This is a genomic window from Streptococcus sp. 27098_8_70, assembly GCF_041432215.1.
Lineage (GTDB): Bacteria > Bacillota > Bacilli > Lactobacillales > Streptococcaceae > Streptococcus > Streptococcus oralis_CP.
Genome location: NZ_JAPVZD010000001.1, coordinates 837,960 through 851,346, shown reverse-complemented (window position 1 = coordinate 851,346; position 13,387 = coordinate 837,960). Strand labels below are relative to the sequence as shown.

Here is a 13,387-nt window from a genome sequence, read left to right as displayed (position 1 = left end):
TGATGTATTACTTTATCCCGGCTTGGTATGGCAAGGAGCGTCCCTGGCATGCTGATTTGACACCTTGGTATTTTTCTCATTTTAAGCTAGAATTTGATGACACCTTCAATCAGATTCGCTTGATGCAACACCAAGGGGTCCCTGCACAGGTCCTCCTTTTGTCCTATCAGCCTCATCTTCGCTATTTTCTCCATCGCCAAGGTATTTTAGAAGCACAAGTTTATTCCTTATTTGATGAATTGCAGGATTTTCATGAGATTCGACCGCAGGTCTTGCAGCTCAGAGATATTGAGTGGGAAGAGGACTGCGAGTTTGTTTACAGTCCCTTTACCATTTTAGTTTTGAGAAATGGAAAGCCCTATGCTCAGGTGGAGCATGGGATTGAAGGTTTTATCAGTACGATTCAGTATTTCAAGGAAGATGGGCTCTTGTCTGCTAATTACCTGATGGATGATCGGGGGCTGGTTTCCAGTGTGATTTACTACGAAGAGGGTCAGGCTCTCTACCAAGACTATCTCAATCCCAAGGGACTGTGGCAGTTTAGAGAGCACTTGCAAGATGGGGGGCGTATCGAAGTCAATCCTATCTTTGCTTTTCGATTCCAAAAAGAGGCTTACCGAGATATGGGAGAATTGATTGCGGAGTTTTTTGAGAAGAAAATAGCTCAACTCCCCGAGGAAGGAGCGACCTATTTTCTGCCTGCTTGTGACCAGCACAATGACTTCCTTTTAGAACGATTGCCTCACCAAACCACTAAGGTTCTCAGTCTTTTTATCGGACGAAATCCTCAAGAGCAATTACCTCAGTTGGCAGGTCTGCTGGATAAGGTGGATCTTGTTCTGGTCGACAGAGAGGACACCCTGCGCTTGGTTCAGTCTGTCTTTTCAAATCAAGCAACGAAATTTCGTCATTTATCACCTTTTGATACGCGCTTGGAGCTAGGAAAGAGCCAGACTCGGAAGGAGTCGCTCCTCTACTATCAACTGGACTTTGAGCAGGGGATAGAGGACCAGGCTCTCTATCAGGTCTTGCATTTCCTTTCTGAAAACAAGGATACGGAGCTGATCTTTGGAGCCTTTGCTGCTAGTCAAGAAGAAATGAAGCAGCTGGAAACACGTGTTTCTGAGATAATTGCAGATCAGTTTCAAGACCAGGAACTGGAGAAGGAAGTTGATTACCAAGGAGCCGAAAATCCGCTTGAGGACAATCGCCATCAGGCCATGCGCTATTCGTTTGTCAATATGAAGGATGAGTCGGAGTTAATCAAGCAGTTGGAATTTGTTCGTTTGATTGTCGATTTGAACTGTCAGCCTCTTCTCTATACTCAGATAGCGGGGATTAGTGCTGGTATCCCTCAGATCAACAAGGTCAAAACAGAGTATGTTAGTCATAAAAAAAATGGCTATCTGTTGGAAAACACTGCCGATTTTGCTCAAGCGGCCCATTACTATCTCGATAGCCTGCAGGTGTGGAATGATGCTTTGATCCATTCCATCGAAAAGATAAAGGAACACACTGGAGAGCAATTCCTGATCAAGCTAGAAAAGTGGTTGGAGGAGGTGACTCATGGAAAAGAAGTATAAGATCTTGCAAATCGGTCCAGAGGATTGGCAAGATACGCTTGCCCTACCAGCTCAACTAGACTGGCATCATGTTCCTCCCAACACACCGTCTGCTATCCAGAAAATCATGGATGAGAAAGACTTGGAGCAATTTCATGCTGTCATTCTCACGGATGGGGCTTATTTAGTAGATTTGTTGCCTTTTACATCTAGCTTAGAACCCTATACGGTTTTCTATCCAGAACAGTTTGCAAGTCAGGATGAAGATCTTCAAAATCTCATCAAACAGCACTGTATGCAGGCGATGGACCTGTCAGACCGACAGGGTTTTGTTCGAGACCTCTCCACCTCCCTCTTTGAAGGTGGTTATGGAGACAAGCTGAGTCCAGCTACGATACGGATTCACCCGAGTTTCCAAGGCTCTGTCTCCTATCAAGGATTTGAGCATCTGGAATTAGAAGGTGATTTTGGGAAAACCTATACCCAGCTAGCCTCTTGGGCCTATAATCAGACTGTCCAAGCCCATTCGCCAATCGAACTCTGGCTCGAATATGAAAAGAGTGGACCAGTGGACTTGCGCCTGCGTTTGCGAAAAATCCCAGCAGGGTCCGTTTCAGAGATTAGACAGGACATTCTCCTTGAGGAAGCAGACTTTGCCTCAGCAATCATCGTGGAGCAAGACTATGACGCTTATCTGAGTATTTCTCTTGAAGCGCGTGGTCAGGGAAAGGTCAACATCGGCAATCTCCACCAACGCTGGAGCCGGAAACAGTTTGGAAAATTTGTTCTCGGAGGCAATATCCTACATGACAAAAAACGTGAGGAAATCAACTATTTCTTTCACCCAGGAGATTTCAAGCCTCCTCTAGCAGTCTATTTCTCAGGTTACCGTCCGGCGGAAGGTTTTGAGGGTTACTGGATGATGAAGAATCTCAGATGCCCCTTTCTCCTCTTTTCGGACCCTCGATTAGAAGGAGGAGCCTTTTACCTAGGAACTGAGGAATTAGAAGATAAAATTCAAGCAACCATCCAACACTATCTAGACTACCTAGGCTTGGATAGAAGTGACTTGATCCTATCTGGGCTGTCAATGGGAACCTTCCCAGCCCTCTACTACGGAGCCTACTTTGAACCCAAGGGGATTGTAGTCGGAAAACCCTTGACCAATCTAGGAACCATCGCACAGCGGGGCCGACTAGAGGCGCCAGGAGTCTTTCCAACTAGCTTTGATGTCTTGCACCTTCAGACTGGAGGAGTGAGTCAGAAAGACATGAAGGACTTGGATCAACGTTTTTGGACCCGATTTGAACAAGCTGATTTTTCCCAGACGACCTTTGGTCTTTCTTACATGAAGGACGAGGATATGGATAGTGGTGCCTATGACCAGCTAGTGGAGACTCTTTGCCAGACAGGAGCTAAGATTTTGTCCAAAGGGACAGCAGGTCGACACAATGATGATACAGGAACAAACGTTGCCTGGTTTATTCATTTTTACAAGATGATACTAGAAGAATACGGAAGAGGTGAGACATGATTATCATCAAGAGAGAGGATATTAGGTGGGGCGAGATGGGAGCCACTTATCTTTACGGGAGCCAGATCACCTATCATGCGGACGGTCATGTTACACTGAAAAACCCTTTGCTGGCTTCAGGTGAAACCCTTAAAACCTGGTATTCTAGTGTCAACTACCAGGCTACTAGAAGTCAACCTAGCCTCCCTCTTCTCAAGAAAAATTACATCTACCGTCTATCTATGAAGATGCAGGTTCAACCGGCCAATGGCCTCTATCTCAAACTGACCTTTTTAAACCGTTATGAAGAAATTATCGAGGAGAAGATTGAAAGACAATTTTCCTTTAGCTTCACCTATCCTGAAACGGCCTACACCTATCGCCTTTCCTTGATTAGTGCAGGTTTTGAGGCTCTTGACTTTGTTTCGTTTTCTATTAAGGAGGATGCTGTTGTTTAATCGTTTGTATCAAGAAAGACAACTGAGAAAGGTCAAGAAACTTTTAAGCCAAATCAACGCCCTCGAAGAAGAGATGGCTGCCCTCAGTGATGAGGAAATGGCTGCAAAGACAGAGGAGTTTCGCCAGCGCCTTGCCCAGGGAGAAACCGTGGATGAGCTATTGGTAGAAGCCTATGCCCTTGTCCGTGAGGCCGATAAACGGGTCTTGGGTCTCTTTCCCTATGATGTGCAGGTCATGGGAGCCATTGTGATCAACCAAGGAAATGTGGCTGAGATGAATACGGGTGAAGGCAAGACCTTGACTGCAACCATGCCCCTCTACCTCAATGCCCTAACGGGAAAGGGCAGCATGCTGGTCACGACCAATGACTATCTGGCTAGACGGGACGCAAGTGAAATGGGCCCAGTCTACCAATTTTTAGGTCTAACTGTCGGTCTGCCTTTTTCAGAGGATCTCAAAGAGGATTTGACTGCCGAAGAGAAAAGAAAGATCTACACCTCAGATATCGTCTACACGACCAATAGTGTATTGGGATTTGACTATCTCAATGACAACCTTGCCTCCACTCGTGAGGGAAAATTCCTGCCTCCCTTTAACTACGTCATCATCGATGAGATCGATGATATTCTACTCGATAGTGCTCAAACTCCCTTGATTATCGCAGGGTCTCCCCGGGTCCAGTCTAACTATTATGGGATGATTGATACCCTAGTGACGACCTTGGTTGAGGGAGAGGACTACATCTACAAGGAAGAAAAAGACCAAGTTTGGTTGACCCGAAAGGGGGCCCAGACGGTTGAAGCTTTCTTAGGAATCGACTATCTCTATAAGGAAGAGTACACCAGTTATGTTCGACATCTAGTCTATGCGCTCAGAGCTCATACGCTCTTTACCAAGGACAAGGACTACCTGGTTCGAGGGCAAGAAATGGTCTTGTTAGACAAGGGAACAGGTCGCCTGATGGAAATGACCAAACTTCAAGGAGGTCTCCACCAAGCCATCGAAGCCAAGGAACATGTGAAGCTTTCTCCTGAAACCAGAGCCATGGCTTCAATAACCTACCAGAGTCTCTTTAAGATGTTTCGCAAAATCTCAGGTATGACAGGAACGGGAAAGGTAGCAGAAAATGAATTTTTCGAAACCTACAATATGGCCGTCATTCGCATTCCGACCAATCGCCCACTTAGGCGGATGGACCATCCGGACAATCTCTATGTGACCCTCCCTGAGAAAGTCTATGCCTCTCTGGAAGCAATCAAGACCTACCACGCCAAAGGCAATCCACTCCTGATCTTTGTCGGATCTGTAGAAATGTCCCAGCTTTATTCGTCCTTGCTCTTGCGAGAGGGGATTTCCCACAATGTCCTTAATGCCAATCATGCGGCGCGTGAAGCCCAGATCGTCGCAGAGTCTGGACAGATGGGGGCAGTGACCGTTGCGACTTCTATGGCCGGTCGCGGGACAGATATCAAACTCGGTCCAGGTGTTGCAGAATTGGGCGGTTTGATTGTGATCGGTACCGAGCGAATGGAGAGCCGACGAATTGACCTGCAAATCAGAGGTCGTTCTGGCCGGCAGGGTGATCCAGGTATGTCTCAATTTTTCGTGTCGCTTGAAGATGATGTGATCAAAAAGTTCGGGCCATCTTGGGTTCACGACCTGTATCAAGACTACCAAGTGGAAGATATTAGCAAACCTATCCTACTCAAGGCTCGCAAGTACCGCAATCTCGTCAGAAAAGCCCAAGAGGCTAGTGATAGTGCCAGTCGCTCAGTACGCAGACAAACCTTAGAGTATGCGGAAAGCGTCAATATCCAGCGTCAGATGGTCTACCAAGAAAGAGATCGTTTGCTGGACGGAAGCCGTGATTTAGAGCATATTCTTGAGGATATACTGGCAGACTATACCAAACAAATCTCAGAAAAAGCCTATAGCAGCCCCCAAGAACTCTTTCACTTTATCGTGACCAATATTAGCTTTGGGATGAGAGAGTTACCAGATGATTTGAACCTGTCTGATGCAGATCAGATTCGGGAGTTACTAGAGGAAATAATAGCCAAGGAAATCGCAGCTAAAAAGGAAGTCCTCCAACCTCACCAACTCTATGATTCTTTTCTGAGAATATCCATGCTCAAGGCTATTGATGACAACTGGGTTGAGCAAGTCGACTATCTCCAACAGCTCAGTCAAGCAATCGGGAGCCAGTCTGCTTCTCAAAAGAACCCTATCGTAGAGTATTATCAGGAGGCCTATGCTGGATTTGAAACCATGAAGCAACAAATCCATACAGATATGGTACGCAATCTTCTCATGGGGATTGTGGAAGTAACGCCCAAAGGTGAGATTCTCACCCATTTTCCATAAAAAGAGGATCATATGACAATTTACAATATAAATCTAGGAATCGGTTGGGCGAGCAGTGGTGTCGAGTATGCCCAGGCCTACCGAGCAGGGATTTTTAGAAGTTTAGACCTAGCATCTAAGTTTATCTTTACCGACTTGATTTTGGCAGATAATATCCAGCATTTAACGGCCAATATCGGCTTTGCGGATGATCAGGTAATCTGGCTTTATAATCATTTTACAGACATCAAGCTAGCCCCGACCAGTGTCACAGTTGACGAAGTCTTGGCCTCTTTCGGTGGCCTTGAGAGTCATAGGGAGCAAGATGGCAAAGTCTTGCGTGTCTACTTTTCAGATGAGGATAAATTTGTGACCTGCTACTTGGTAGACTCGGCTAAGAATCTAGTACAGCATGCAGAGTATGTGTTTGGGGGGAACTTGATTCGCAAGGATTATTTCTCCTACACACGCTACTGTACAGAATATTTCGCGCCCAAAGACCAAGTGGCTAGGCTCTATCAACGAAGCTTTTTCAATGAAGATGGCAGCACTGCTTACGATATCTTGATGACTGAAGGACAGGAAGAGGTCTATCGATTTAAGGACTGGATTCTGTACGGAAAGCCAGCCCTTATGCGCTATTTTATGCAAAGTTTGAACTTGAGCAAGTCTGATTTGGTCATCTTGGACAGGGAAACTGGGATTGGTCAGGCTGTTTTTGAAGAAGCACAAAAGGCCCATCTAGCAGTTGTCGTTCACGCAGAGCACTATAGTGAAAATGCTAGCAACGGAGACTATCTCCTTTGGAATAACTACTATGAATATCAATTTACAAATGCGGACAAGGTCGATTGCTTTATCGTGTCTACGGATCGGCAGAAGGAAGTTCTCGAAGGTCAATTTGCCCAGTACAGTCAGCATCGTCCACGAATCGTCACGATTCCAGTTGGGAGCATTGATCAGTTGACGGAGCCTGCTAGGGAACGAAAGCCCTTTTCTCTCATTACCGCTTCGCGTTTGGCCAAGGAAAAACACATCGACTGGCTCGTCAAGGCGGTTATCCAAGCGCATCAAGTCCTTCCAGAGCTTACCCTTGACATTTATGGCAGTGGGGGTGAGGAGTCCCTTTTAAGGGAAATCATCACGGCTCACCAAGCGGAGAACTATATCCAGCTCAAAGGGCATGCAGATCTAGCTCAGATCTATCCCCAGTACGAAGTCTATCTGACAGCCTCAACCAGTGAAGGCTTTGGTCTGACCTTGATGGAGGCAGTTGGTTCAGGCTTGCCCCTGATTGGCTTTGATGTGCCTTATGGCAACCAAACCTTTATCCAGGACGGTCAAAATGGCTACTTGATTCCAAGTTCAGACGACCATGTTGAAATGGAAATTAAAAGGGCCTTCGCGGAAAAGATCTGCCAGCTCTATCAGGAAAATCATTTGCCAGATATGCGAACAGCATCTTATGACCTAGCGAGAGAATTTTTAACAGATAAGGTAAGGGACAAGTGGAAGAAAACGATAGAGGAGGTTCTGCATGATTCAACTATTTGATAGATATGGCCAGGAAAGTCGAGATTTACATGAAAGTCTAGAAGCTGCTGGCCTGTCCCATGTCACGGTTGTGATCGAGCCAGATGGCTTTCTCCCAGATGGGATTCTTTCTCCCTTTACCTACTATCTAGGTTACGAGTCGGGAAAAGCTCTTTATTTCAACCAAGTAGCCGTACCTGAGTTTTGGGAGATTGCGGGCAATAATCAGTCGGCGCATATCCTAGAGGATTCTCGGGAGAGGGGCGTGATTCACTATGTGGATGCTCCTCAGGCCCGTCTGGTCAAGCAAGTCGACTGGAAGGACCTATCCGGTCGCATCTACCAAGCAGACCACTATAACCGATACGGAACCTGCTTTGCCAAGACCACCTATAGTGCAGATGGGCAGGCTATCCTGACCAAGTATCAGGATGCAAAGGGACAGGAAATTGTCCTAGAAAATCATGTGACAGGCGATATCCTCCTAACCTTGCCCGGACAAGGTCTACGCCATTTTAAAAATCGAGTGGAGTTCACGATCTTCTTTTTGCAAGACTTGGGAATCGACACTCGCCACCTTCTCTTTAACACTCTCGCCACTTCTTTTTTGGTCTCATACCATTATCCAGACAAGACTGGACAGGATATCTTAGTCTGGCAAGAACCGCTAGATGATTGTCTTCCTGGTAATATGCAGTTGCTACTGGAGCAAGAGGAGCTGAGAGCCAAGCAGATCCTCATACCAGACAAGGCTACCTATGAAAAGGCCTTGGTCTTGACCAATCCAGCCTATCATGACAAGTTTGTCCTTCTAGGTTATCATTATCAGTTCAAAAGAGAAAACTTCGTTCGAGCAGATGCTCTGATCGTTACCAACTCGGATCAGATCGAGCATATCGAAACTCTGATTGAGTCCTTGCCAATGGTGACCTTCCGAATCGCGGCAGTGACCGAAATGTCGTCTAAGTTGCTGACCTTGCTTTCCTATCCCAATGTCGTTCTCTATCAAAACGCTAGTCCGCAAAAGATTCGAGAACTCTACCAGCTGTCGGATCTCTATCTAGACATCAATTACGGAAACGAGCTTTTGGATGCTGTCCGTCAAGCCTTCGAGCACAACATGCTCATCCTAGCCTTTGACCAAACAGCTCATAACAGATCTTACACAGCTCCAGAACACCTCTTTGATGTGCAGGCTGTTGGAGACATGATTGCGAAGATTCAAGAAGCTCTCAGCAGTCTTGACAAGATGGGCCGAGCCCTTGGACATCAAGGTCGTCATGCCAACTATGTGGACTTGGCTACTTACCAAGAGAGGATGGAAAGGATAATAGGGGAAGGACATGACTAAAAAAGATTTATTTTACAAGGATGTCGAAGGACGAATGGAAGAGTTAAAGCAAGGAGCGCTTAAGAAAGAAAAGCCTACCCGAGGAGAAAAGATCAGTAAAACTTTCTCCATTTTACTCGGCATGCTCATCCTTCTTACCCTGATCTTTACATTATTAGGAATCTTGAGGTGAAAATGATGGAAGTTTTGATGATTGTAGGAATAATCCTAGCCATCGCCTTGATTGTTCTGGTTCTCATCCAACCTCGTCAAAGCCAACTCTTTTCCATGGATGCGACCAGCAATATCGGAAAACCAGGCTACTGGCAGAACAAGCGCTTGGTAAAAATGGTAACCCTCTTGATTAGCCTAGCCTTGTTTGTCTTGCTCCTCATTTTTATGATGGTGACCTATCAGTAAGAACGCGGCACCATTCACAGATAGAGGATACTAGAGACGGGGAAAATACATCTAAACCGTAGGAACATATGGAAAACCAGATTAATGAGAAAATTATCGAAATCGTGCATCAAGCCAACGATATGATCCCAGTTGAGTGGGATGACTTGTATATTGTAATCGAGATGGACAAGACCTATAGCGGGGAAGCCTATTTCTATTTTAAGTATAAAAATCACTATCATTACCATCTGGAATTATCAGAAGATTTTGGTCTATCAATGATGGATATTCTAAGCGAAAACAAGGTTTTATTTAAAAAGTCAGAAGATCTGAAAAGAGTGTTTATTGAAAATGACTTGTCAGATTGGTATATTTGTATCATCCATTTAGATGATAACAACAAGCTTTCAGTCGACTATGACTATGCTCCATGGTTGAAAAGTAATTTTGGACCAACTGCTCGTATGAATTTTTTCAGATATCAATTTCTTGGCTTTGAACCAAGAAACGAAAAAGAACTAGAACAGTTCAAGGCTATGGAAGCCTTCCAGAAGGAGCATAATCAAAAGTAGAGTAAGCTTGATTACATTTTGAAGAATGCGATTTTTTGAGCATTGCTGTTAATGCGAATTGGAGGATAAAATGTTAGAAAACTTTGTTAAAGTGGCAGATATGCCCCAAGAAGTGATTGAAAAATACCAGAATCAAGTTCCAGCTGAGTTGCTTCAAATTTGGCAGGAAGATGGTCTAGGAACTTTTCTTGATGGTTATCTAAAAGTTATCAATCCAGATGATTATCTAGAGCTTCTCCAAAATAGCTATTTCAGAGGTGACATTGCTTTTCCAATGTTTGTGACGGCATTTGGAGATATTATTACTTGGGAAAAGAATGCCTACGTGGGAATTGTCCAATATAATATTCAGGATATGGATATTATTTGTAAGGGTCTGGATTTATTCATTCGATTTTTAGATAATTCATATGTGACTGATAACTTTGAACTTAATTTATATAGGCAAGCTGTTGCCAAACATGCTCAATTAGCCTACGATGAGTGTTTCGGTTTCGTTCCACTTTTGGCATTAGGAGGCTTTAAAGATGTAGACCACATGGATAAGGTAAAAGTCTTGGAGCACATTTACCTCATGTACCAGCTGACAGGTGGTGTAATGGACGACTAGGAGTTGCTATTTCTTTTTTGAAAACAGTGTGAGGGAATAAAATTCTCTTCCAAATGCAAAACACAAGAACCTCAGAGGAAGTCATCTGAGGTTCTTTGCGTTCTAGTTTCCATATTTTTGATAAAAATCGACCTTAACCTGGATAAAGGTTTCGGCTTCGCGTAGTAGTTGCAGGAGGGTGGCACGGGTTTCAAACTCCTCACGTGTTTTCGGGAGACTCCGATTGCGGAAGACTTGCAGATAGCGTTCGATGTCATCAAGTAAGTCATGAGCAGGATTGGTCTGACTTAGCTGGGCAGCAATCTTTGAAAAGAGCTGGGCCAAGATCAAACTCTCACTTGCGGCCAGATGACAGGTATTGATCTGCTGGGCCATGTTTCGTAGAATACGACTTTGTCGCTGCCTCATCTCAAAGTAATGGATGTGGTAGTCCGTCTGGTGAAAGAGATGGTCCGAGTGATCCAGGTAGACCAGTTTGAGAGCCTCATCGAGGAGCTTGTCTAATTGGTCAACGAGTTGAGCTTGATTGCGTCCGTCTCCCCTCGACAGATAGTATTTAAAGCGAAGCAAGATGTCTTTTAACTTTTCTTCGACCTGAAGGTGGTAGCTTTGGATGGCTTTCTCACGAGAGGGCATATAAAGGTTGACCAATAGAGCAAAGCTTGTCCCGATGAGAAAGAGGAGTACTTCATTAAGCAAGAGATCAGGGGAAGTAGACTCCTGTACCAAGAGATGACCGACCAAGACACTGCTAGGGGTGATGCCGATTTCCCAGCCCATTTTGTAAGCAAGAGGGACATAGAGAGCCAGGTAGAGGCCCAGACTCCAGATGTGAAAGCCCGTCAGCTGAAAGGCTAGAACACCGATAGCGAGCGCTAGGAGCATGGAAAAGAGGCGGTTACGTGCTAATTTCAGCGTGCTTCTGCGTGTGTCGGAGAGGCTTAAGAGAGCGATAATTCCGGCTGAAACTGCTGACGATAAATCTAAAAAGTAAGCGAAAAAACAAGCGAGACAGGTCGCTAAGACCAGTTTGGTCGTACGTTGAGTGAGGGACATGAAAATTTCCTAAACTAATAGAGTCAAGTGTTTAACGAGGAGTTAGAGACTAGGGACGAAGTTTTCGGTTTGTAGCATACTCGGCAACCGCTGTAAAGAGGACATCTGTAGAAGAATTCAGGGCTGTTTCGCAGGAGTCTTGCACGACTCCGATCACAAAACCGACTCCGACAACCTGCATAGCCAAGTCGTTGGAAATCCCAAAGAGGCTACAAGCTACAGGAATGAGGAGAAGGGATCCCCCAGCGATCCCAGAGGCCCCGCAGGCAGAAATGGCAGCCACGACACTGAGCACAAATGCTGTCCCAAAGTCTACCGAAATTCCGAGTGTGTTGACGGCAGCCAAGGTCAGGACATTTATGGTAACAGCAGCGCCAGCCATGTTGATGGTTGAACCAAGCGGGATGGAGACAGAGTAGGTGTCAGGATTCAGTCCCAAATCTTGGCAGAGTTTCATATTGACAGGGATATTTGCAGCAGAGCTACGAGTGAAAAAGGCTGTAATACCACTGACACGTAGACATTTCAAAACAAGGGGATAGGGATTTTTCCTCATAAAGAGAAAAGCGATGAGCGGGTTGATGATGAGAGCGACAAAGGCCATAGTAGCAATCAAGAGTCCTAGGAGGACACCGTAGTTGGCCAGACTGGCAATACCCTTGTCTGAGATGGTCTTAAACACCAAGCCTAAAATTCCAAAAGGAGCTAGGTTGATAATCCATTCTACGATTTTAGAGGTGACATCCGCCATGGTTTTCAGTAATTCTTTACTGTGTTTACTTGCCTCTCTCATAGCCAAGCCAAAGATAACTGCCCAAGAGAGAATCCCGATATAGTTGGCTTCAACAATGGCATTCAAGGGATTGTCCACCAGTTTGAGTAGTAGATTGCTGAGGACTTGACCAATACCGTCAGGAGCAGCAACTTCTGTATTTGCGTTGGTCAGGGTGATTTGTACAGGCAGTAAGAAACTAGCTAGAACGGCTACCAATGCAGCAGCAAAGGTTCCGAGCAAGTATAGGAAAATAACCGTCTTCATATTGGTGTTTTGTCCCTTTTGGTGTTGGGAAAGGGCATTGGCAACAAGGGCAAAAACCAAAATAGGAGCGATGGCTTTCAGTCCACCTACAAAGAGATCTCCAAGCAGGCCAATTCCTGTAAGGTTTGGAAAGAGCATTCCTAATGTAGCTCCCAAGATCATTCCAATAAGGATTCGTTTGATGAGGCTTGCCTTGGTCCAGGCTCTAATGATTCGTTTCATAGCAGTCTCCTTCAAATGTATTGTTTATAATTATAGTATAAATATGCTATAGAGGCAAGTGATATTTTGAAAATATGGCCTATAATTGAATAATTATGAAAGAAAAGAGAAGGACGATTTTATGGTATAATAGGGAAAAGGAGTTTTATATGCAAGATTTTTTTCAACGCTATTTTGATAAACTTGATTTAACAACCATGTTAGAGAATCTCTTAACCAAGGTGATTTCTCTTTTGATTTTGTTTTTGCTATTTTATATAGCTAAAAAGATGCTTCACGCCACTGTACGAAAGATTGTAAAGCCCTCACTTAAATTTTCCAATCGAGATGCTGGCAGACAAAAGACCATTTCTCGTTTGCTGGAGAATGTCTTTAACTACATTCTTTATTTCTTCTTGCTCTATTGCATCCTGTCTATTTTAGGTTTGCCAGTTTCCAGCCTCCTTGCTGGTGCGGGGATTGCTGGGGTGGCCATTGGTATGGGGGCGCAAGGCTTTCTATCCGATGTCATCAATGGTTTCTTCATCCTTTTTGAACGCCAGCTTGATGTGGGTGATGAAGTGGTTCTCACAAATGGACCGATTACCGTTTCTGGAAAGGTCGTTAGCGTAGGGATCCGTACAACGCAACTGCGGGGTGACGATCAAGCCCTTCACTTTGTTCCCAATCGTAATATCACCGTCGTCAGTAATCTATCTCGTGCTGAATAGGCCGGCTATTTTAGCAGATTTGTGGTACAATAGAAG

General features: G+C 44.9%; 13 protein-coding genes. 11 read left to right on the top strand and 2 right to left on the bottom strand.

Features of this window, described 5'->3' with window-relative positions:
• The first annotated feature begins 2 nt into the window (after positions 1 to 2).
• From asp1 to O3655_RS04030, 10 genes are all read left to right on the top strand, one after another.
• Entirely contained in the window at positions 3 to 1,583 is a 1,581-nt protein-coding gene (gene asp1, locus O3655_RS04075) for an accessory Sec system protein Asp1 (RefSeq protein WP_216728876.1), read from the top strand.
• Positions 1,567 to 3,096, top strand: a complete 1,530-nt coding sequence (gene asp2, locus O3655_RS04070) for an accessory Sec system protein Asp2 (protein WP_308697212.1) — start codon at positions 1,567 to 1,569, stop codon at positions 3,094 to 3,096. The genes asp1 and asp2 overlap by 17 nt, the downstream gene beginning before the upstream one ends.
• Positions 3,093 to 3,533 carry an accessory Sec system protein Asp3 gene (gene asp3 / locus O3655_RS04065; protein ID WP_084860244.1) on the top strand — a complete coding sequence of 147 codons (441 nt, stop codon included), beginning with the start codon at positions 3,093 to 3,095 and terminating at the stop codon, positions 3,531 to 3,533. The genes asp2 and asp3 overlap by 4 nt, the downstream gene beginning before the upstream one ends.
• A complete protein-coding gene (gene secA2 / locus O3655_RS04060; protein ID WP_308697213.1) occupies positions 3,526 to 5,898 on the top strand; it encodes an accessory Sec system translocase SecA2 in 2,373 nt (790 codons plus the stop codon). Before asp3 ends, secA2 begins: the two co-directional genes overlap by 8 nt.
• Positions 5,899 to 5,910: 12 nt before the next feature.
• Entirely contained in the window at positions 5,911 to 7,431 is a 1,521-nt protein-coding gene (gtfA, locus tag O3655_RS04055) for an accessory Sec system glycosyltransferase GtfA (protein ID WP_308697214.1), read from the top strand.
• Positions 7,415 to 8,761 (top strand): accessory Sec system glycosylation chaperone GtfB, encoded by a 1,347-nt coding sequence (gene gtfB / locus O3655_RS04050; protein ID WP_308697215.1) that lies wholly within the window; start codon positions 7,415 to 7,417, stop codon positions 8,759 to 8,761. The genes gtfA and gtfB overlap by 17 nt, the downstream gene beginning before the upstream one ends.
• Complete coding sequence (asp4, locus tag O3655_RS04045; RefSeq protein WP_033583412.1) at positions 8,754 to 8,933, top strand: accessory secretory system protein Asp4; 180 nt, start codon at positions 8,754 to 8,756, stop codon at positions 8,931 to 8,933. Before gtfB ends, asp4 begins: the two co-directional genes overlap by 8 nt.
• 2 nt (positions 8,934 to 8,935) lie before the next feature.
• Positions 8,936 to 9,160, top strand: coding sequence for an accessory secretory protein Asp5 (locus O3655_RS04040; RefSeq protein ID WP_308697274.1), 225 nt, complete (start codon positions 8,936 to 8,938; stop codon positions 9,158 to 9,160).
• Positions 9,161 to 9,228: 68 nt separating this feature from the next.
• Positions 9,229 to 9,714, top strand: coding sequence for an immunity protein YezG family protein (locus tag O3655_RS04035; RefSeq protein WP_042902811.1), 486 nt, complete (start codon positions 9,229 to 9,231; stop codon positions 9,712 to 9,714).
• A gap of 70 nt (positions 9,715 to 9,784) precedes the next feature.
• Entirely contained in the window at positions 9,785 to 10,324 is a 540-nt protein-coding gene (locus O3655_RS04030; RefSeq protein WP_042902810.1) for a T6SS immunity protein Tdi1 domain-containing protein, read from the top strand.
• Between the two features lie 102 nt (positions 10,325 to 10,426).
• Here O3655_RS04030 and O3655_RS04025 read toward each other — a convergent pair whose 3' ends face one another.
• Together O3655_RS04025 and sstT are read right to left on the bottom strand one after the other, a co-directional pair.
• Positions 10,427 to 11,380: an aromatic acid exporter family protein gene (locus O3655_RS04025; RefSeq protein ID WP_042902809.1), complete on the bottom strand. Its 954-nt coding sequence runs from the start codon at positions 11,378 to 11,380 to the stop codon at positions 10,427 to 10,429.
• A gap of 49 nt (positions 11,381 to 11,429) precedes the next feature.
• The gene (sstT, locus tag O3655_RS04020; protein ID WP_000821325.1) at positions 11,430 to 12,641 is read right to left on the bottom strand and encodes a serine/threonine transporter SstT; all 1,212 of its coding nucleotides are present in this window, start codon (positions 12,639 to 12,641) and stop codon (positions 11,430 to 11,432) included.
• 149 nt (positions 12,642 to 12,790) lie between these two features.
• Here sstT and O3655_RS04015 point away from each other — a divergent pair, with 149 nt between their 5' ends.
• Positions 12,791 to 13,351 (top strand): mechanosensitive ion channel domain-containing protein, encoded by a 561-nt coding sequence (locus O3655_RS04015; protein ID WP_308697216.1) that lies wholly within the window; start codon positions 12,791 to 12,793, stop codon positions 13,349 to 13,351.
• Positions 13,352 to 13,387: the final 36 nt, after the last annotated feature.